Raw genomic sequence first — 21229 nt, 5'->3', positions numbered from 1 at the left:
ACACCCCGAGTATCTAGATAAAATTTGGATTCCACTATACCTTTTGTAAATAGTATGGTATTATTCAATGCAAAGGCAGAGTATTTCTTATAATAAAGTGAAACTTCATTCAGTGGGGGCTTCCTTACTACTCCCGCTGAAAGTTAGTTGAACAGAATCAGGGATTTACGGACTGTTTTTCCCGCACCTTCACATTTCGGATTTCCCACATCTTTAGAGGTGGGGGTACTACAGGCTGTTAATGCGTGATAAACTTAGTTTTACCATTATAAAAAAATATATGCTGTGGATGAAGATAAGGGGAGAGCTTACACGATTTTGGTGTAACGCCGAAGGAGCAAGCTAAAAGACGAATCTCTCAGGCAAAAAGACTTTTATCGGACACAACTCTGGAGAGCGTTTACATTTTTTTGTAAACCACCCAAGAAGCAAGTGGGAACGGAAGGAATTAGGAATTCCTGGACGTTCGCATGCAACTTTCTGGTAGAAGGACAGAGATTTCTTAATTATTAGGAAATCTCTGTTTTTTTATATTTAAGAAATCAGAATATAAAAACATCTATTATTTTCTGAGGGAGTGGTAAAGTTGAAACCATTAAAGCGCACACCAATTTTTCCGGAATATGAAAAATACGGGGCGAAGACGATTGATTTTGGGGGTTGGGATTTACCTGTTCAATTCTCTGGAATCAAGGACGAGCACCATGCAACAAGAACAAATGCAGGGTTATTTGATGTGTCTCATATGGGAGAAATTAGTGTAGTAGGAAGGAAGGCGTTCGAATTCCTTCAAAAGATGACAACGAATGATTTGAGTAAACTGAAACCGAAGAAAGCCCAATACACCTTTCTTTGTAACGAGGATGGAGGTGTAATAGACGATTTACTCATCTACATGCTCGGAGAAAACCATTATATGCTTGTTGTCAATGCAGCAAATACAGAAAAAGATCTAGCCTGGTTAGAGAAACATAATACCTACGCCGATGAAGCAGTTGCTATTATTGACGAATCGAATAAATATAGTCTCCTAGCTATTCAGGGGCCTCAAGCAGAAGCTATTTTACAACAATTAACCGATACAAATCTAGCAGCTATTAAGCCGTTTTGCTTTGAAAGTGATGTCGTTTTGCGTGGTATCGGACAGGAGGCAATTGTTTCTCGGTCCGGTTATACGGGTGAAGATGGATTTGAAATATATGTTGCGCCGGAAGAGGGACCTAAGCTTTGGAATCAACTCTTAGAAACTGGAGAAGGTGCTGGAATTGTTCCAGCTGGACTAGGGGCTCGTGATACACTCCGTTTTGAAGCTAACTTGCCATTATATGGTCAAGAACTATCCGAAACGATTACACCGCTTGAAGCAGGCTTGAAATTCGCCGTGAAAGTTGATAAAGAAGCTGAATTTATCGGAAAGAAAACGCTGAAAAAACAGGCTGAAAATGGACCGAAAAGAAAAATTGTCGGTCTGGAGATGATTGATAAAGGGATTCCAAGGACGGGTTATGAAGTTTTATCCGGAGCCGGGGATAAAACTATTGGTCATGTCACGACAGGTACACAATCGCCGACACTAAAGAAAAATATTGGTCGCGCACTGCTTGAGGTGGATTATACCGAACTTGGAACGGAAGTCTTGATTCAAGTACGGAAACGGAAACTGAAAGCGAAAGTAGTACCGACACCATTTTATAAAAAAGATAATTAGGAGGGGTTGAAGATGGAATTTCGTTACTTACCAATGACGGAATCGGATAAGGTCGAAATGCTTCGTACAATCGGAGTCGATTCAACAGATGAATTGTTCTCAGATATTCCAGAAGCGATTCGATTCAAAGGGCAACTGAACTTAAAGCCTGGTAAAAATGAATATGCGCTAATGAAAGAACTAACAGCAATGTCCAATAAAAACGTGAACTTAAAAGAGTACACTTCATACTTGGGTGCGGGTGTGTATGATCATTACATTCCTTCCGTTGTCGATCACGTCATCAGTCGTTCTGAGTTTTATACTGCATATACACCGTATCAGCCCGAGATTTCTCAAGGGGAGCTGCAAGCGATTTTTGAATTTCAGACAATGATTGCTGAACTAACCGGCCAACCAATCGCAAATTCCTCAATGTATGACGGGGCGACAGCACTTGGTGAAGCGGTGAACTTAAGCGCCGCCCATACAAAACGAAAAAAAGTACTCGTCTCAAAAGCAATTCATCCGGAATCACTAGAAGTAGTAAAAACGTATGCTACTGGCCAACATGTTGAAATCGTTGAAATAGATCATAAAAACGGTGTAACAGATTTGAACTCGCTTGAAAAAGAACTCGATGAAGATGTAGCTGGTGTAGTCATTCAATATCCGAACTTTTTTGGTCAAATAGAACCGCTGGCTAAGATACGTGAATTAATTAACACCCAAAAGAAAACGATGATGGTAGTTTCAAGTAATCCGCTGGCTCTTGGGTATTTGACACCGCCTGGTGAATTTGGAGCTGATATTGTAGTAGGAGATACGCAAGTGTTTGGCATACCAGCTCAGTTCGGTGGTCCGCATTGTGGTTATTTCGCAACAACACAAAAATTAATGCGTAAAATTCCAGGTCGTCTTGTCGGGCAGACTACAGACGAAAATGGGGTGCGTGGATTTGTGCTTACGCTCCAGGCAAGAGAACAGCATATCCGCAGGGACAAAGCAACATCGAATATTTGCTCCAATCAGGCGCTTAATGCACTAGCCAGTTCGGTTGCGATGAGTTCAATTGGAAAGCATGGTTTAAGAAAAATGGCGCAATTAAATATGAAGAAAGCACGTTACGCCAAGAAGCAGTTTGAGGAAGCTCAAATACCTGTCCTATTTGACAAGCCATTCTTTAATGAATTTGTCATACAGCTGGATAAACCGATGAGTGAAGTGAATGAAGCGCTTCTTTCCAAAGGAATTGTCGGTGGCTATGATTTAAGTCGTGATTATCCAGAATTAACAAATTGTATGTTAGTCGCTGTAACGGAAATCCGTTTAAAGGATGAAATTGATCAATTTATTAAGGAAGTGGGGGATATCAATGCCTAAACAGGAATTTCCATTAATTTTTGAACGTAGTAAAAAGGGGCGAACAAGCTATAGCTTACCAGATCTCGATGTACCGGACATCGATCTTGATGCAGATTTTGAAGATTCGTACGTTCGGAAGTCCGCTCCAGATTTACCTGAAGTAAGCGAGCTAGAAATCATGCGGCACTATACAGGTTTATCCAATAGGAATTATGGAGTGGATTCCGGATTTTATCCGCTTGGTTCTTGTACAATGAAATATAATCCAAAAATAAATGAAGATGTAGCACGTCTTCCGGGATTTACCCATATTCATCCATATCAAGATCCAAAAACCGTCCAAGGTGCACTGGAAATGATGTATGATTTACAAACTTCACTTAAGGAAATTACTGGTATGCATGAAGTATCTTTACAGTCGGCAGCAGGAGCGCAAGGCGAATGGGCCGCATTAATGATGATCCGTGCTTTCCATGAGGCAAACGGGGATCACCACCGGACAAAAGTAATCGTTCCCGACTCTGCCCATGGGACAAATCCGGCATCTGCTGCAGTAGCAGGTTTTGATGCTGTAACAGTGAAATCAAATGAGGCTGGCTTAGTTGATATTGAAGACCTAAAGCGCGTTGCAGATGAAAATACAGCTGCACTAATGCTGACAAATCCGAATACACTCGGCCTTTTTGAAAAAGAAATTATGGAAATGGCTGAGATTATCCACGGTGTTGGAGGAAAACTTTATTATGATGGAGCGAACCTGAATGCAATTATGGGCTACACAAGACCAGGCGATATGGGCTTTGATGCTGTTCATTTAAACCTTCATAAAACATTCACCGGTCCGCATGGCGGCGGTGGTCCAGGTTCAGGACCTATTGGAGTGACAGAAGAACTGGCACCATTTTTACCAAAACCATTGATTGTGAAAGAGAATGATGAATATAAATTAGAACATGATCGTCCACAGTCTATTGGTCGTATTAAAGCATTTTATGGAAACTTTGGAATTAATCTGCGTGCCTATACGTATATCCGTACGATGGGTGCAGAGGGACTGAAAAAGGTAAGCGAATATGCAGTATTAAATGCGAACTACATGATGCGTAAGTTGGAGAATGTATATGATTTACCATATAAGCAACATTGTATGCACGAGTTCGTCCTGTCCGGCAAGAAACAGAAAAAGCTCGGCGTGCGTACCCTCGACATGGCGAAACGTCTTCTCGACTTCGGTTATCATCCACCGACGGTCTATTTTCCGTTAATCGTTGAAGAAGGAATGATGATTGAGCCGACAGAAACAGAGTCAAAAGAGACACTCGATGGTTTTATTGATGCTATGGTGAACATTGCAAAAGAGGTAGAAGACAACCCTGAAACCGTCCAAGAAGCTCCACATCATACGATTGTAAAACGAATGGACGAAACGACAGCGGCAAGGAAGCCAATTCTTCGGTACACGCGTACAGACCATGCATAATAGTTGATCACGAACGGTATGTGACCCTCCCGACTCTAGACTTTTGAAGCATTTCGTGGGAAGGTGGGGGATAAACAGTCCCCGATTCTGTTCAACTAATATGCAGTGGGGGAGATAAAGGAACCACCGCTGAATGAAGTTTCACTTTATGAAATAAAATGCCGGCAGACATGGATAAAGTGTCTGTCGGCATTTGTTTTCCTACTTTTTTGCTTTAATTTTTCCGGTCCAGTTTTTGAAACCGCCCTTTAGTTGGTAGAGTTCTTTATAGCCTTTTTTGTTCAGAATTTGCGCAGCGCGACCTGAACGGCTGCTTTTTTGACAATATAAGTAAACCGGCTTGTCCTTTCTAATTTCCACTAGACGCTGTTTCAGTTGAGTCACTGGGATATTTCGCGCCCCGAGGATATGGCCGGCGTCGTATTCTTGCGGCTCACGCACATCAATTAACTGGGCTTTTCGGTAGCCTTCAACCCATTGATCTTGAGTTAGTACATTCAAAATCATTTTTTGTCTGTAATAACGGAATATCGAATAACCAAGCAATACAACTAAAACAATTATTAATACTGACATTTTTTTTCCCCCGTCTTTCTCATATCTCATTTCATATTATAAAATACTTTTTTCTGCTTTAAAAGTATTTCGTTTATCCAATTCTTTTTTACAAAAAATTATTTGAAGCAAAAGTCGATTCCTGCAAGCTTACCAGCACTTTTTCGCAGGGAAATGTAAATATATTCTCTTGACAAAATCTCATTAATCATGTTTAATACACAATATATAGTGTGTTCACTCGTTATCCGATACCATATATTGTTTTAGAATTTATAAAACGTGGTACTACATATTATAACACATTACACAAAAAAAGATGAAAAAAGGAGTGGTTTCGTGTCGATGTTATTAGAAAAAGTTAATGGAATTGATGTGGCTGCCCTGAATAAGGATATTGAATTATTTGATGCGGTACATCCAATTACAAGTGATATGAAGCTCACACATCATGGAGTTTCACGCTTGGTCATGCTCGACAGATACGCTTTTAAAGATACTGGAAAAGCTACATTAAAAACTGGAGATTTTGTTGTGTTAACGGTAAAATCTGATCCTAAATTCCCTGCAAGAGGCTTAGGATTTGTCCAAGCAATCAATTGGGAAAAAAATGAAGCAGACATTAAAGTGCTGGATGAATTTGTATCGGCACTTGATAACGAAGCAGAAATGGAAACTGGCATTATCACACGTTCCATTGATGTGATTGATAAACCGCTCGAAATCTTCTATGAACAAATCGCTAAACGAAATGCGACCGGCTTAGCAGTTGTGGAGAAAACGGAAGAAAAACGTAAAGAATCCTTTGAGATGTTTTATAAGGAGCTATCCGATCTTAATTTTGTACCAGCAGGACGTGTATTGTATGGTGCAGGAGCAAATACAGATGTAACTTATTTTAATTGCTATGTAATGCCATATGTAAAAGATTCGCGGGAGGGTATTTCTGACCACCGGAAACAAGTAATGGAAATCATGTCCCGCGGTGGAGGGGTAGGAACGAACGGTTCAACACTTCGTCCAAGAAATACATTGGCCCGCGGAGTAAACGGAAAGTCATCCGGATCCGTATCCTGGCTTGACGATATCGCCAAACTGACTCATTTAGTGGAACAAGGCGGATCGAGACGTGGTAAATCAGCTTAAGTGCCTCGTCTATAAATAAACCTCGTGAATTGCTGGAAACTCTTTTTATTAATCATGTTTTTCATTGAAAATACTATATTGAGGTGGAAATCATGATTCCATATGATGCGAAATTAACTCAGAAATGTAAGATTTGTGGATTTGAATTTAACCATAATAAGCAAGGTCGATTTACATCGCATTTAATAAAAAATCATAATCTTAATCTTGAAGAATACCTAATAAATTACCATTATAAACCACAAGATTTAAAGTGTGTATATGAACTTTGCAATCAGACAGTTAAGTTATACAGAGGAATACCTAATAGATACTGTAGTAAATCATGCGGAAGTAAAGGAAATCCTCTGATTTGTATAATATGTAATTCAAAATTTGACACAAGTACCCGTCCACATAGAAAAACTAAAACATGCAGTCATTCTTGTGAAAAAGTACTTCGGTCAAATAAGACAATGAATTGGCATCAATTAATGTCTGAAAAAGAAAAGATATCTCACTTTAAAAACATAATAACTAAAACAGCGAGAACAAGAAGAAAGTACTCCTTCTTGGAATAGTGGTAAAAAAGGTATTTATTCTCAGGAAACAATCGAAAAAATTCGAGCAGCAACACTCCTGCAAATGGAAAATCAAGTTTTTAAAAAAACTGGGATAGAGAGGAAAATGGAGAAATTTTTAAGTGAACTTGAAATTGACTACCAATATTCTTTTATCTTAGAAAAAAGACAGTTTGATTTTCTATTAACAAATTATGGAGTTATTATTGAGTGTGACGGAGAATATTGGCATGCAAACCCAAAATATTATCCGGTTCCGGAAGAATGGCAAATTGAACGGATAAAAATCGACCAACAAAAAAATGAACTTGCAAAAAGAAATGGGTATATTCTTATACGATTCTGGGAAGATGACATTTTAAACAATTTCAATAATGTAAAACGTATCATATATGACTTGCTGGCTACAACGTAACTGGAAACGGTAAGCGTGAATGCTTTAAAACAGCAGGTGGTTAAAGACAATCAGCAGCCAAGCACCTGTCAAATGGTGAAGGTTCAACGACCATCGAAAGCACACAGAAATGTGGAAGCGAGTAGAGTAGGAGTCAAGTGACTCCGAAGTGCGAGGACATTCAAAAAGGAATGTAAGATATGGTCTGAACTCTAGGGCGACCTGGAGAGTTGATGTAACGAATCAACGCAACATAATTGGCACAAATGATTATGCTGGTGGATTCTCATCCGGACATTATTGAGTTCATTATCTCAAAAATGCAGAATCCGCGTATTTTGAGGTATTTAATTGAAAATACAGAAGATGAACAAATCAAAATTCTGGCAAGAGAAAAACTGAACTTCACTCCACTAACGGAGACGGAAATTGATTTATATACGAGCGTACAAAACTATAAAGGCTTCCCAGGTCTAGGAGGATTCACAGAAGCCTCGATGCATGAGGCTGGACAGAAGTTAAGGGATGGCGGTTCTTACAATGTTCATAATCCAGATTTTTTAACAGGAGCTAATATTTCCGTATGTATAACAAAAGAGTTCATGGAAGCTGTGGAAAATGACGAAATGTACGAACTGCGCTTCCCGGATGTGGAAAATTATACACCGGAAGAAATGAAAGCTTATAACGAAACGTGGCATGAAGTCGGTGACGTACGTAAATGGGAAGAAATGGGTTACGGTGTCCGCGTATACCGCCGTATTCGTGCTAAAGAACTATGGAACTTAATCAACGTTTGTGCGACATACTCTGCAGAACCTGGTATTTTCTTTATCGATAATGCGAATGATATGACAAACGCATCAAGCTACGGACAGCAAGTTGTCGCAACGAACCCATGTGGAGAACAGCCTCTCGCACCATACAGTGTATGTAACTTGGCAGCTGTAAACTTAGCGGAAATGACGGATAAAATAAATAAGACGGTAGATTTTGAAAAACTACAAGACACAGTCCGCACCGGAGTTAGAATGCAGGATAATGTGATCGATGCAACTCCATATTTCCTGGAAGAAAACAGAAAGCAAGCTCTCGGTGAGCGCCGGGTAGGTCTTGGCGTAATGGGGCTGCATGACCTGCTCATCTACACGGAAACGAGATATGGTTCAGAAGAAGGGAACGCACTCGTTGATAAAGTATTTGAAACAATTGCAACGAGCGCTTACAGAGCTTCCATTGAACTTGCAAAAGAAAAAGGCAGCTTCCCGTTCCTGATTGGTGAAACGGATGAAGAAACGAAAGAGCTGCGCCAAGCATTTATCAATACCGGTTATATGAAAACAATGCCAGAAGATATTCGTGAAGGCATATTGGAACACGGTATCCGTAACTCTCACTTGCTAACCGTTGCCCCGACAGGCAGTACGGGAACTATGGTAGGAGTATCTACTGGACTTGAGCCATACTTCTCCTTCTCATACTTCAGAAGTGGTCGCTTAGGTAAATTTATTGAAGTGAATGCAGCAATTGTTGAGGAGTATTTGGAGAACAATCCAAATGCGGATAAAGAAAATCTACCGGAGTGGTTCGTATCCGCGATGGATCTCTCAGCTGAAGAACATGCGGACACACAATGTGTCATCCAGCGCTGGGTAGACAGCTCTATTTCGAAAACAGTTAACGCACCAAAAGGATACACGGTTGAACAAGTAGAAAGTGTCTATCAGAGATTGTACAAAGGAGGAGCGAAAGGTGGAACCGTTTATGTTGACGGAAGCCGTGACTCTCAAGTACTGACACTGAAAGCTGAAGAAAATACAGTTGGCGAGCAGACAGAACTGTTCGAAGATGAAACAGACAAACCAAAAGTTGTTTTAATGGACACGATTCAACAACTGGATTCAACAAATGTAAACATCGGCTCTGAAATTGGGGATACATGCCCGGTATGTCGTCAAGGAAGCATTGAAGACATTGGTGGATGCAACACATGTACAAACTGTGCTGCCCAATTGAAATGTGGAATATAAGAGTTAAGTAACTTAATACGGAGCTTGATTAAACAACCTCTTAGGTATGATGACCATAAGAGGTTGTTTTTTGCATATGAAAATGATTTATCCCGATGTAACCGTCTATTATCTCCGCCCCTGTGTTTAATTGTGGATATTTTCAAAAAAACAATAACAGTGGTATATTATGTAGAACCAACTAAAAAAGAGGATGAAGGATGATTGTTATCAGCAACGATGGAAAGCTAGGGTAAAATGGATGAAAAGGGGTCTGAAAGGTCTGAAACAAATTGAGCAATCACAAAATAGCTACTTTTAAGTTTTTTATTTGTTTTTTGCTTTTCTGGACCTTTATTGGATATAGCCCTCAATCAACGTTTTCCGAAAATGAAAATATAGATTTAGAAAACAGTTTAGAGGCTTATATAAAAGAACAGGAGCATCATATTGCCGGATTAGCAACGATTGTGATAGACCAAAATGAAATAATTCACAAAATGAAGGGCTATTCAAATATAGAAGAACAAATTATGGTTGATGAAAACACTGTTTTTTAGGTATCCCATCTCCACCGCCTGGAGATAAATTGAAAATCCAATTATAAAATTGATTAATAAAGGTATCGAAATGAGTGCAAAAATTTAAGTTTACAACTGAATGAATTTCATAATTACCAAAGTCGGCTTCATCATCACCATATTTAGTTGGGAACGAACCAACTCAACTACATATGGTGATGATGAAACATTAAATACGTATTATGAAATTCATTAAACTAGATCATAATCAGGCTTAATTTTAAAATTAAAGATTAATCAGCAGGCAAAAATGTTACACGCACTCGTTTATCGTAAGCGTGTAACGGGTATCCTATTGACTAATCTTTTTTCTTTTTAGTATAATTACTTGTCTCCTTCGTATTTATAAGGTATTCTAAAAATGGAAGAAAAAATTTTGCGTTAGATAAACTTTGATGCACGATGAAATGAGGTGACGATATGCCAACACCGAGTATGGAAGACTATATTGAGCAAATATATATTCTCATCGAAACGAAAGGATATGCCCGTGTATCGGACATAGCTGAAGAGTTAGAAGTTCACCCGTCATCTGTAACGAAAATGATTCAAAAGCTCGATAAGAGCGAATTCGTTAATTACGAGAGATACCGTGGTTTTATGTTGACGGATAAGGGGAAAAAAGTTGGAAAGCGACTACTATATCGCCACGATCTCCTAGAAGATTTCCTTGAGATCATTGGGGTAAAAGAGGAAAATATCTACGAAGATGTCGAAGGTATTGAACATCACTTAAGTTGGAACTCCATCGACCGAATCGATGATTTAGTGAGATATTTTAAAGAAGATGAACAGCGGATCAAAGATTTAAAAACACTTCAGCAATCGAATCAAAGTAACTAACACGCGTTTTTTCTAATTCAATGGCGCGTGTTTTTTAATCACTAATACAACTGTGACCATAAATCTTGCAGTATGATGATAACAATTTGAAATAATCAGTTCTAAATTTATCCCCAATCTTCGTAAGTATAATACTACGAAATAAATCAGGGGGAAGATTATGCGAATTGATGCGGTGTTTTCGGGTGGTGGAGTAAAAGCGTTTGCTTATGTAGGCGTACTGGAAAGTATTGAGAAACACCAGCTCAAGTTGGAACGCGTTGCAGGAACATCGGCAGGAGCAATCATTTCGGCCTTAATAGCGGCCCGCTACACGAACGCAGAAATTGAACAAATCATCCGTGAACTTGACGTGAAATTATTTATGGATCCGCCCATTCTTACAAGATACTTTCCTTTTATGAAATGGGGCTTTCTTTATTTTCAGATGGGTATTTATAAAGGCGACAAATTAGAGGAATGGTTAACGGAAATATTAGCAGCAAAAAACATTCGGACATTTAAAGATTTGAAAGAGGGTTATTTGAAGATTGTTGCAAGTGATTTATCACTAGGCAGGCTTGTTGTTTTTCCAGATGACCTGATGCCCCATTATGGTCTTGATCCAAACCTATTTCCAGTAGCGAAAGCAGTAAGGATGAGTGCTGGATTTCCTTATTTTTTTATGCCTAAAAAACTCCCTGGAAAAACGAAAAACAAAAGCATTATCGTTGATGGAGGGTTATTAAGTAATTTTCCGCTCTGGATTTTCGGACGCAAACAACAATTACGGCCCGTTCTAGGTGTAAAGTTAACAGAGGAAGGCGAAATGCTGAACGAGCCACAAACAATTACGAATGCACTCAATATGTTCCATGCTCTATTTCTTACAATGAAGAAAGCTCATGATATGCGGTATATTTCAAAAGCAGAGGAAAATAAGATATTGTTTGTTCCTGTACAGGATCTTGCGGCTACTGACTTTAATTTGTCAGAAGAGAAGAAATTAGAACTTGCTGCTGCTGGAAAAAAGGCAGCAGATCGTTTTCTTAGAAGCTGGTCCGGCTAGATGGTAAAGGGGAACAAAAGAGACCGGACCGAGTTACTTAAAAAGTGGCTCGGTCTTTTCCTTTTGCCTTCGATTTATTTCCTTCAATTACTCGTAAATGGGTAGGGCGTTTTTTTCCATTGCGCGTTCGTGGATACTTTCGATTAAATGACTCGGGTTGTTTTGGTTTCTTTGGTGTAGTTTGCTGGTATTTTGATTTCGATTGTTTGACAGCTTGTTTATATTTTTTCATTTCATCGGACGAACCTCTTGAACGGTTAACTACAAAATAGAGCAACGCAAAAATAGCAACGGCAAACCCAAGCATCATAAACATTCCCATTAAAAAGTTACGGGTATTCCCAAACAGTTGTGTAATCACTCCGAATACAGCAAGGGCGATGATGATGTAAAAAATATAAGCTATTTTTTTACGTTTCATGAAGAAGTCCTCCTTTCCTTCATAAAAATACACTCTACTAGCTATATACCACAATTCAGCATCGGGAAACTTAGAAATCAGTGAAAGGACTGTACCTTTTAAACTATTAACAGTCTTGACGATTAACAAAAATCTATACGTGAAAATCAGGTTCCTTTGTAGGTGGCCTTCGTGCAAGTTTCCCTACTTTAATTGTACTAAAAATAATAAGATAAGACTATTGGTTAACCTTATTTTTATTAAAAATGATTCACCCAACGTTTATAATCTATAACAACTAGATATATCTACTTGAAATTAAAAAACAACCAATCCCTGACAACTAAAATCGAACATCACTTTCATACAGCGTAAGTGTTTTGCACGTTCTCATGGTTCGCTCTCTAACCGCCGTTCAGTTGCCTGGTGGACGGATGCGCATCCTTAGGCACTGCTAGAGCTCCTCGGGCTCGCGCCCTGCGGGGTCTCCAGGCTCGTGCTGTTCCCGCAGGAGTCACCGTCCACCGGGCAACTGAACTGATTCTCTGAATAGAAATTGTTTCGTCACGATAGGAATTATATCTTTGGAACATTAAACAGTGATCCATATTTGGTCTTTCCTGGTAGCAGTCCAGAAACCTCGAGACTCCTGCGGGAGGCCGGCTAAGAAGGGTCACGTCCTGTGACCAACGCCGGCATTAGAACTTCCTGTTCGGAGGTAAGCCTGGCGAGACCCCTTAGTGCTCAGCGCGAGGAGGCTTGCCGGCCGCTCAGCAGGTGCGAGAGGTGTCTGGACTGCGGACCTCCAGTAGATAGTTTCGGGGTTAGACACATTCACGCTGTATGAAAGTGATCAGGAGCTTCGTTAATTTAGTGTAAAGAAGTTGAGAGTATTAAATGTTGTTCCTCCAAATGAAAGAAAACTTTATGATTGGTCATACTACAATTGAGGTGATCAATGATGACGAATAATCAGGAGAATAAACAAGATTCGCCTGCCGATAATTCACTTGGCCGGGCGCTCGTAATCGGATTGGTGGGTGGACTTATATGGAGCTTATTTCTGGCAGTTTCTTATTATTTTAATTTCACAGAAACTGCTCCGAAAACATATTTACTGAAGCCATGGATCCAAGATGGATGGACCGATCGTTTGACAGGTCACATCGTTGCAATTGTGATGGCAAGTATTGTTTCCCTTCTCCCTACCGTTATTTACTATAGCTTATTCCGTAAAATAAATTCAGTCTGGATGGGAGTCGGATATGGTGTTTTACTATGGGGAATTATTTTCTTCCTCTTACAGCCGTTATTGCCCGGTACGAGGCCAATGATTGACCTTCCCGCGGAAACATGGGTCACAACCGTGTGTACATTTATATTATATGGTCTTTTCACAGGTTATTCCATTTCCTATGACGATCATGAAATGAAGATACGGAAAATCAGACAAGAGCCAGAAAGTTAGTATATAAAAATTACCAATCACGGTAACATTATGATACACTAAAAAAACGATGATCGATAGTGAGAAATTTGATGAGGGAAGGGATGAACGATGGTTAAATTACAAAAACTGCGGGAAAAACTGCAAGAAAACAAATTAGATGCAATTATTATTGCTAGCGGAATCAACAGGCGATATATTAGTGGTTTTACCGGTACAGCGGGTGTTGCTGTAATATCGGATAAAGATGCCCAGTTTATCACAGACTTCCGTTATACAGAGCAAGCAGAAGCACAAACTGAAGGCTTTCAAGTGATTGAACATAAACAAGGACTTGAAGCCGAAGTGAAAAAACAACTAAATGAAATGAATGTAAGTCGAGTAGGTTTTGAGAAAAATTACACTACATATGGACAATTCGAAACCTATAAAAAGACATTTGACGTGGAATTGATTCCAGTAAGCGGGCTCGTCGAAGCTTTACGGATGATTAAGTCACCGGAAGAACTTGAAATAATGAAACAGGCTGCGAAAATTGCAGATGATGCGTTTGTACATATCCAATCTTACATTAAACCAGGGGTAAAAGAAATTGAAGTTGCGAATGAACTGGAATTTTACATGCGTGGTAAAGGGGCAACCTCATCAAGCTTTGATACAATTGTTGCTTCTGGCCACCGCTCTGCCATGCCGCATGGTGTAGCATCTGATAAGGTAATTCAGGCAGGAGAACTTGTCACATTAGATTATGGTGCTTTGTACAATGGATATTGTTCAGATATTACGAGAACTGTCGCAGTCGGTGAAGTAAGTGATGAACTTCGGAAGATTTATGATATTGTGTTAGAAGCCAATATGCGCGGGGTAAAGGAAATTAAGCCAGGCATGACTGGTATTGAAGCGGACGCCATCACAAGAGATTATATTACAGAAATGGGTTACGGTGAAAACTTTGGGCATTCGACAGGACATGGTCTTGGTATGGAAGTTCACGAAGCACCGGGACTTTCTGCGCGTTCTGAACAAAAATTAGAGCCAGGGATGGTCGTAACGGTAGAGCCGGGAATATACGTAGCAGGACTTGGCGGCTGTCGGATTGAAGATGATATTGTAATTACAAAAGAAGGCAATGAACGATTAACTACATCGTCGAAAGAATTCATTCAATTAGGATGACACAACATTAGGAGGCTAAACAATGATTTCAGTAAACGAATTTAAAACAGGTCTAACAATTAAAGTAGACGGAGATATTTTGCAAGTAATCGAATTCCAGCATGTTAAGCCAGGAAAAGGAGCTGCATTTGTTCGTTCGAAATTACGTAACTTAAGAAACGGCAACATTCAGGAAAAAACATTCCGCGGTGGCGAAAAAGTAGAGCGTGCCCACATTGAAACGAATAAAATGCAATACTTATATGCTTCAGGTGATGCTCATGCATTCATGGATACGAATACGTATGAGCAGATTGAAATCCCTGGAAACAGTCTTGAGCATGAGTTGAAATTCATCGTAGAAAATATGGAAGTGACAGTTGTTTCCTATGAAGGAGAAATCCTTGGTATTGACCTACCTAAAAACGTAGAGCTCGAAGTGACGGAAACCGAGCCGGGAATTAAAGGTGATACGCAAAGTGGTGGTTCAAAATCAGCTACATTAGAAACAGGAATAACAGTGCAAGTTCCATTGTTTGTAAACCAAGGTGATAAATTAGTCATCAGCACAGATGAAGGAAAATATGTATCACGCGCTAACTAAAATTAAAAAAAATAACGAAAACAGGGTGGTAGTCCTTAGGATGCCATCCTGTTTTTTTTGTCTGTAATCATATTTTGAATTAAATTTCATACATTTTCTATATAGTCTCGGGAACAGACCAGAAGAGGAGTAGGAGATGATGGAAGAGATTTTACGTATATTCCCACCTGAAATGAAAGGCTATATCGCTTTAAAAATCGGTAAGCGCTGGGACAAGCTAGAAGAAATTCGTTGTCGTCTCCATCAACCGGTGGAGTTGATTTTTGAAGATCAAGTGGAATGGATAACAACGCTTATCCCAGATAAAAAAACAGGTGTATTTTTATTAAACCAATTAAGTGAATTTTCGTTGTATCGCATGGAAAATGAATTGCGCGAAGGCTTTATTACAATCGAAGGCGGCCATCGTGTCGGAATCGCAGGCAAGGTGAATACGCTGGATGGATCAGTGAAAGCAGTACAAAATATATCTTTTTTTAATATTCGTATCGCCCGGCAGAAATTAGGGGTGGCCGAAGCTCTTATACAGAATCTATACACGCAAGCATATGAAAACACACTAATCATCGGACCACCTCAATCTGGAAAAACAACTTTAATCCGTGATATTACTCGATTAGTTTCCACTGGGTGGAAAGATAAACCTGGCAGGAAAGTTGCCGTTATTGATGAACGTTCTGAAATTGGAGCAGCAATTCAAGGAATTCCTCAGCATGATTTAGGGAGAAGAACAGATGTGATGGATGGTTGCCCAAAAGCAGAGGGTATGATGATGATGATTCGTTCAATGTCACCAGAAGTGCTAGTCGTTGATGAGGTAGGTGGGAACAAAGATATCCATGCCATACATGAAGCCGTTCATTCTGGCGTGACGGTTGTTTGCTCTATTCATGGACAATCGCTGGAAGATTTAAAAAAACGCACGGCTCTCCGCGAACTCATGCAGGCACGCACGTTTAAACGTTTTATTATTTTAGGCAAACGTACGGCTGGAAGGCAAAAAATTCAAATCTTTAACGAAGAAGGAAAGCAAATTCAATCACGCGGAGTTGGTTGGAAATGAAATGGTTAGGCGCTATATTACTCGTTGCCGCAACTACTTGTATTGGTTTATATTTCAGCGTTCGTTATGAGAAAAGACCGAAACATATTCGGCAATTGGAAAGTGCGCTGCAACTACTGGAAGCAGAAATTACGTATAGCCAGACTCCTTTACAGCTTGCATTTCAAACAATTGCTCGTCAACTGCCACATCCGATCAGCCGTTTTTTTCAATCACTCAGCGAAGCAATGTTGCAACAGGAAGTTGATTTTAATACGGTTTGGGATGAAAAAACGGATGAATTAAAAAAGATGACAAGTTTAAAGAAAAATGAAATTGAAGTTTTAAAGCAATTTGGCAATTCATTGGGCCAGCATGATTTCATTCAGCAGCAAAAACAGATCCGACTTGCTTTAACCCATTTGGATCGAGAACTGGAAGAAGCGCGGGATGAATCTTATAAATATAGTAATTTAGCAAGAAGTTTAGGTGTTTTAGCAGGAATATTTATCGCGTTGTTGCTCTTCTAGCGAGAAAGGGGTATGACCATGCTCACCGATATATCTGTTCTCTTTCAAATCGCAGGCATAGGCATTATTGTAGCGCTTATCCATACGATATTAAAGCAGATGGGAAAGGAAGAAATTGCCCAATTCGCTACGTTAATCGGATTTATTATCGTTCTTTATATCGTCATCAACGGACTGCGTGATTTATTTAATCAGATTAAATCGGTATTCCTGTTTTAGAAAAGGACAAGTAATAAATCCTTGGGAGATAAAATATGGATATATTACAAATTGTTATGGTTTCCATTGTTGCAAGTATACTTTTCATTATATTGAAAGATGTAAATCCAACCTTTGCTTTTTTCATTATTATTGTTGTCGGCATTATGATATTTGCAAGTGTCATTGGGCAGATTCGCTTAATTTTTCAAGTTATCCAATCATTGGGTGATCAAGCAAATGTCCCGGGGCTATATTTGGAAACGATCTTGAAAATTATCGGGATTGCCTATATTGCTGAATTAGGGGCGAGTATGACACAAGATGCTGGCTTGCAATCAGTTGCGAGAAACATCGAACTTGCCGGGAAAATTTTTATATTATTGCTTGCTATACCAATAATTACATCCGTTATTGAAGCAATCGTCAGTTTCCTGCCGACAGTTTAAGGAGCAGTTTATATGATTAGGAGAACGGGTTTCATCTTCATCATTTTATTATCTGGCTTATGGACAGGGATCCCGGTACAAGCAGAAGAGGAAGAATACGACATGAATGATCGACTCCTAGAGGAAATTTCATTAGATGCGGTCGAGGATTACTGGGAAACGCTTGCGAAAGAATATGGCGGCTATATTCCGAATATAGAGCGGACATCGTTCAGCGATTTTGTAAAAAATTTGGACAATCTCTCATTTAAGGAAATTGCACTAGGGCTCCTTGATTTTTTATTTCATGAATTAATCCATAATGGAAAATTATTAGGCAGCTTGTTGTTACTAACGATCTTCTCGATTATTCTGCAGACGGTGCATGCTGCATTTGAAAAAAGCGCAGTTAGCAAAATAGCTTACTTCGTTGTCTTTCTCGTACTTATTTTCATTGCTTTATCCAGCTTTTATACCGTGATCACCTATGCGAAAGAAGCAATTGATACAATGAGCGGGTTTATGATTGGTTTATTGCCACTCATACTTGGACTAATGGCGACTTTTGGAAACGTATTTGCTGTATCTTTCTTTCATCCGATTATTATATTTCTCATTCATTTTACTGGCGTATTCATCTCGTTTTTCGCTCTACCGTTATTATCCTTTGCAGCGCTGTTAGTCATTATCAGCAGCATTTCAGAGAATTATAAAGTGACGAATCTAGCTAATTTACTACGGTCCGTTACAGTGAGTAGCCTTGGAGTGTTACTGACGATTTTTCTGGGAGTTATGTCTGTGCAAGGAGCGGCAAGTGCTGTTCAAGACGGGGTCGCCATGCGGACAGCAAAATTTATTACGGGTAATTTTATCCCGGTAATTGGAAGAACATTCACAGATGCAGCAGATACAATTTTATCCGCTACATTACTACTTAAAAATTCTCTAGGAATTGTAGGGTTACTGATTATTTTAATAATATGTCTGTTTCCTGCTATAAAAATATTAGTTATTGCATTTATTTATCGGATAGCAGCAGCAGTTCTCGAGCCGCTTGGAAAAGGACCAATCATTACGACCTTGCAGGCGCTAAGTACGTATATCCTGTATGTTTTGGCCTGTTTGTTAGCTGTATCGTTTATGTTTCTTTTAGCCATTGTGTTGATTGTTGCAGCGAGTAATCTGACCCTTCTGCTAAGGTAGCGTGATTGTAATGGAAATGTTAACGAATTGGATTACACAAATTATCATTTTTATATTAGTCGCGACAATTATTGATTTACTTATACCTAATTTATCAATGGGGAAATACATCAAGCTTGTTTTAGGGCTTATCTTAATTCTCATTTTATTGTCACCAATTTTTTCTTTATTCAATTTGGACTTCGAGCAAGCTGTTGGTAATACGTATCAAAGCCTTTTTGAAACAGGGGGTGAAATGGAGCAAGTACAAGATTCCATCGAATTGCAAAAAAGTGAAATAGAATCGACTCATGATGCATATATTTTAGAAGAAATGGCTGTCCAACTCATATCCCTCACAGATGAAGCATTACAGACAGAATATGATGCGATAATCACAGACATCGATTTTATTTTTACTGATGAAGCAGAGAAAACATATGAAGGGCTGGATGAAGTAATTGTCTTTTTGGAGAAATCGACGACTAGGGAGGGAGAAATCAAACCAGTCGAGGATATTGTAATTACTGGAAAAGAAGAACAAGAGCTGGAAGAAGCAGATGAACCTATTATCGATTTACTGAGGGATCGCTGGGAGCTGCAAGATAAAAAAATTACTGTTTATTGGGAAGGGGGGGCATCTTGAAACGATTTATTGATAAGTTATTTTCCACAGAACCAGGACAGGAGAAAAAGCCGTTGCGGCCGAAATACTTTATTATTCTTGGCTTAGTCGGCGTGTTGCTGCTGCTCTTCAGCAATTTATTTCAAAAAGAGGAACCAGAGGAAACAGAAATTCATTATGAACCTAATATGACCGAACAGCAGGTAGAGACAGGAGATACAACATCTGAGCCAGTAGCAGATATGGAGCAACTTGCAAATGGCTATCAACAAGATTTAGTAGCGATGTTAAATAAAATCCAAGGAGTCCGAGAAGCGGAAGTGATGGTTAATCTTGATTCGTCTGATGTAAAAGTGTACGAGCGTAATCTGATATCAGGAACTCAAACGACTAGCGAGGAAGACCAAAGCGGGGGCACAAGACAAGTTGAGGACCGAACAGAAGATACGCAAGTCGTTTTAGTCCGCCAAGGAGATACGGAAAAACCGCTCCTTGTTCAAACGAAACGACCGGAAGTAAGAGGTGTATTTGTTGTAGCAAAGGGTGCCGAACAGCCAAGTGTAAAAAGCTGGATCATTGAAGCAATCTCCAGTGTCCTGGATGTTCCTTCCCACCGAATTTCTGTTATGCCTAAAGATTAAGGAGGAGAATGATGTTAAAAAAACAAACGGTTTGGTTGCTGACAATGTTGAGTTTATTAATTGTGCTGAGTGTGTATTACATCATGTCGCCAAATGACGGTGACTTAGCTTTTATTAATCAAGATGATGAATTAAGTGAAGGGGCGACAGAGACAGACTCTGTTACCGAAGAAACGACGGATGCAGAAGTTACCGATATAACCAATGTGGCAGGTGATGAATTATTTACAACCATCCGCATGAAGGTAGAAGATGACAGAAGCAGGGAAAAATCTCGGCTTGAGGCGATTGTAGCTTCCGGGTCAGCAAGTATTGAAGAAAAAAATAGTGCACTGGAAGAAATTGATGAGATTGACTCAATTGGGACGAAAGAAGAGATTCTGGAGGAATCCATTCTTGATGAAGCAGGGTATGAAGATGTGTTAGTAAGGAATTCTGGTGGTGAAAAGGTGCACGTCCATGTCCGAGCGGAGGAATTATCCGATGAAGAAGCATTGCGCATTATGCAAATGGTAAGAGATGAATTCGACCGCGACATCCCTGTTGAAGTCAATTACTAATCATTCCCAAAAGTTATAAATGACCCACCCGATCCAGACGCTCCAACGTCTGGATTTCTTGTTGTCTTGTGATTTATCCTGAGTGTCAAAACTATCCCCGGCAACCGAAAGAAACTACTATCGCCTTCATACAGCGTGAGTGTGTGCCTAACCCCGAAATTTCCTTCTGGAGGTCCGCAGTCCAGACACCTCTCGCACCTGCTGAGCGGCCGGCAAGCCTCCTTGCGCTAACGCGCTGCGGGATCTCGCCAGACCTACCTCCGAACAGGAAGTTCTAATGCCGGCGTTGGCGTTGGTCACAGGACGTGACCGTTCTTAGCCGGCCTCCCGCAGGAGTCTCGAGGTGTCTGGACTACTACCAGGAAAGGCCAAATATGGATCACTGTTTAATGTTCCAAAGATATAATTCCTATCGTGACGGAACAATTTCTATTCAGAGAATCATCTAACCAGTTCAGTTGCCCGGTGGACAGTGACTCCTGCGGGAATAGCACGAGTCTGGAGACCCCGCAGGGCGGTAGCCCGAGGAGCTCTAGCAGTGCCTAAGGATGCGCATCCGTCCACTGGGCAATTGAACGGCGATTAGAGAGCGAACCATGAGAACGTGCAAATCACTCACGCTGTATGAAAGTGATCGTTCATTCATATGGTTGGGGGTTCGTTACATTTTTGATAGCTATCATTATGCACTACTGATATAATGATAAAATAAAAGAAGCATACTACATATTTACAACTTGGACATGGTA

Annotated in this window: 20 protein-coding genes, 2 pseudogenes and 1 riboswitch; of the genes and pseudogenes, 20 read left to right on the top strand and 2 right to left on the bottom strand. The window is 39.8% G+C overall.

Translation table 11 applies throughout. From position 1 onward, the window contains the following. Positions 1 to 289 precede the first annotated feature (289 nt). A riboswitch (glycine riboswitch) is annotated at positions 290 to 384 on the top strand. 202 nt (positions 385 to 586) lie between these two features. Genes gcvT through gcvPB form a run of 3 tightly spaced genes read left to right on the top strand, consistent with a single transcriptional unit; the run spans position 587 to position 4532 of the window. Then, positions 587 to 1708 carry a glycine cleavage system aminomethyltransferase GcvT gene (gene gcvT / locus L3V42_RS05420; RefSeq protein WP_238471502.1) on the top strand — a complete coding sequence of 374 codons (1122 nt, stop codon included), beginning with the start codon at positions 587 to 589 and terminating at the stop codon, positions 1706 to 1708. A 12-nt stretch (positions 1709 to 1720) separates the two neighbouring features. Next, positions 1721 to 3070, top strand: coding sequence for an aminomethyl-transferring glycine dehydrogenase subunit GcvPA (gcvPA, locus tag L3V42_RS05415; RefSeq protein ID WP_238471501.1), 1350 nt, complete (start codon positions 1721 to 1723; stop codon positions 3068 to 3070). Beyond that, complete coding sequence (gene gcvPB, locus L3V42_RS05410; protein WP_235760890.1) at positions 3063 to 4532, top strand: aminomethyl-transferring glycine dehydrogenase subunit GcvPB; 1470 nt, start codon at positions 3063 to 3065, stop codon at positions 4530 to 4532. The genes gcvPA and gcvPB overlap by 8 nt, the downstream gene beginning before the upstream one ends. A 201-nt stretch (positions 4533 to 4733) precedes the next feature. Here gcvPB and L3V42_RS05405 read toward each other — a convergent pair whose 3' ends face one another. After that, on the bottom strand, positions 4734 to 5108 hold the full coding sequence (locus L3V42_RS05405) for a rhodanese-like domain-containing protein (RefSeq protein WP_235760889.1): 375 nt from the start codon (positions 5106 to 5108) through the stop codon (positions 4734 to 4736). Positions 5109 to 5432: 324 nt separating this feature from the next. Between L3V42_RS05405 and L3V42_RS05400 the strand changes: the two are divergent. The 6 genes and pseudogenes from L3V42_RS05400 to L3V42_RS05375 form a co-directional block, all read left to right on the top strand. Next, positions 5433 to 6221 (top strand): annotated as a pseudogene (locus L3V42_RS05400) (ribonucleotide reductase barrel domain-containing protein); the annotation flags it as partial. 678 nt (positions 6222 to 6899) lie between these two features. Beyond that, the gene (locus tag L3V42_RS05395; protein WP_238471500.1) at positions 6900 to 7208 is read left to right on the top strand and encodes a DUF559 domain-containing protein; all 309 of its coding nucleotides are present in this window, start codon (positions 6900 to 6902) and stop codon (positions 7206 to 7208) included. Positions 7209 to 7447: 239 nt separating this feature from the next. Next, positions 7448 to 9217: pseudogene (locus tag L3V42_RS05390) on the top strand (vitamin B12-dependent ribonucleotide reductase); the annotation flags it as partial. Between the two features lie 272 nt (positions 9218 to 9489). After that, positions 9490 to 9756: a hypothetical protein gene (locus tag L3V42_RS05385; RefSeq protein ID WP_238471499.1), complete on the top strand. Its 267-nt coding sequence runs from the start codon at positions 9490 to 9492 to the stop codon at positions 9754 to 9756. Between the two features lie 441 nt (positions 9757 to 10197). Continuing rightward, positions 10198 to 10620 (top strand): transcriptional regulator MntR, encoded by a 423-nt coding sequence (mntR, locus tag L3V42_RS05380; protein WP_235760885.1) that lies wholly within the window; start codon positions 10198 to 10200, stop codon positions 10618 to 10620. Positions 10621 to 10780: 160 nt separating this feature from the next. After that, positions 10781 to 11668 carry a patatin-like phospholipase family protein gene (locus L3V42_RS05375; RefSeq protein WP_235760884.1) on the top strand — a complete coding sequence of 296 codons (888 nt, stop codon included), beginning with the start codon at positions 10781 to 10783 and terminating at the stop codon, positions 11666 to 11668. Positions 11669 to 11705: 37 nt separating this feature from the next. Here the strand turns inward: L3V42_RS05375 and L3V42_RS05370 are convergent, their stop codons facing one another. Further along, positions 11706 to 12089 carry an SA1362 family protein gene (locus L3V42_RS05370; RefSeq protein WP_235760883.1) on the bottom strand — a complete coding sequence of 128 codons (384 nt, stop codon included), beginning with the start codon at positions 12087 to 12089 and terminating at the stop codon, positions 11706 to 11708. Positions 12090 to 13029: 940 nt separating this feature from the next. Here L3V42_RS05370 and L3V42_RS05365 point away from each other — a divergent pair. From L3V42_RS05365 to L3V42_RS05315, 11 genes are all read left to right on the top strand, one after another. Further along, a complete protein-coding gene (locus L3V42_RS05365; protein ID WP_235760882.1) occupies positions 13030 to 13536 on the top strand; it encodes a YqhR family membrane protein in 507 nt (168 codons plus the stop codon). Positions 13537 to 13626: 90 nt separating this feature from the next. After that, positions 13627 to 14691 carry a M24 family metallopeptidase gene (locus tag L3V42_RS05360; protein ID WP_235760881.1) on the top strand — a complete coding sequence of 355 codons (1065 nt, stop codon included), beginning with the start codon at positions 13627 to 13629 and terminating at the stop codon, positions 14689 to 14691. 22 nt (positions 14692 to 14713) lie between these two features. After that, the gene (gene efp / locus L3V42_RS05355) at positions 14714 to 15274 is read left to right on the top strand and encodes an elongation factor P (protein ID WP_235760880.1); all 561 of its coding nucleotides are present in this window, start codon (positions 14714 to 14716) and stop codon (positions 15272 to 15274) included. A gap of 139 nt (positions 15275 to 15413) precedes the next feature. Continuing rightward, positions 15414 to 16337, top strand: a complete 924-nt coding sequence (spoIIIAA, locus tag L3V42_RS05350; protein WP_235760879.1) for a stage III sporulation protein AA — start codon at positions 15414 to 15416, stop codon at positions 16335 to 16337. Further along, complete coding sequence (gene spoIIIAB / locus L3V42_RS05345) at positions 16334 to 16846, top strand: stage III sporulation protein SpoIIIAB (protein ID WP_235760878.1); 513 nt, start codon at positions 16334 to 16336, stop codon at positions 16844 to 16846. Before spoIIIAA ends, spoIIIAB begins: the two co-directional genes overlap by 4 nt. Positions 16847 to 16864: 18 nt before the next feature. Further along, positions 16865 to 17065 carry a stage III sporulation protein AC gene (gene spoIIIAC, locus L3V42_RS05340; RefSeq protein WP_188858732.1) on the top strand — a complete coding sequence of 67 codons (201 nt, stop codon included), beginning with the start codon at positions 16865 to 16867 and terminating at the stop codon, positions 17063 to 17065. Positions 17066 to 17100: 35 nt separating this feature from the next. Continuing rightward, positions 17101 to 17493 carry a stage III sporulation protein AD gene (spoIIIAD, locus tag L3V42_RS05335; RefSeq protein WP_235760877.1) on the top strand — a complete coding sequence of 131 codons (393 nt, stop codon included), beginning with the start codon at positions 17101 to 17103 and terminating at the stop codon, positions 17491 to 17493. A gap of 12 nt (positions 17494 to 17505) precedes the next feature. After that, positions 17506 to 18675, top strand: coding sequence for a stage III sporulation protein AE (spoIIIAE, locus tag L3V42_RS05330; RefSeq protein WP_235760876.1), 1170 nt, complete (start codon positions 17506 to 17508; stop codon positions 18673 to 18675). A gap of 10 nt (positions 18676 to 18685) precedes the next feature. Beyond that, positions 18686 to 19300 carry a stage III sporulation protein AF gene (gene spoIIIAF, locus L3V42_RS05325; protein WP_235760875.1) on the top strand — a complete coding sequence of 205 codons (615 nt, stop codon included), beginning with the start codon at positions 18686 to 18688 and terminating at the stop codon, positions 19298 to 19300. Beyond that, positions 19297 to 19920: a stage III sporulation protein AG gene (gene spoIIIAG / locus L3V42_RS05320; RefSeq protein WP_235760874.1), complete on the top strand. Its 624-nt coding sequence runs from the start codon at positions 19297 to 19299 to the stop codon at positions 19918 to 19920. Before spoIIIAF ends, spoIIIAG begins: the two co-directional genes overlap by 4 nt. A gap of 11 nt (positions 19921 to 19931) precedes the next feature. Then, positions 19932 to 20480 carry a SpoIIIAH-like family protein gene (locus tag L3V42_RS05315; RefSeq protein ID WP_235760873.1) on the top strand — a complete coding sequence of 183 codons (549 nt, stop codon included), beginning with the start codon at positions 19932 to 19934 and terminating at the stop codon, positions 20478 to 20480. Positions 20481 to 21229 lie beyond the last annotated feature (749 nt).

This window comes from Oceanobacillus alkalisoli (assembly GCF_022213125.1).
GTDB classification, from domain to species: Bacteria; Bacillota; Bacilli; order Bacillales; family Amphibacillaceae; genus Oceanobacillus; species Oceanobacillus alkalisoli.
The sequence above is the reverse complement of the archived record's forward strand: the minus strand, read 5'-3'. Positions and strand labels throughout refer to the sequence as shown.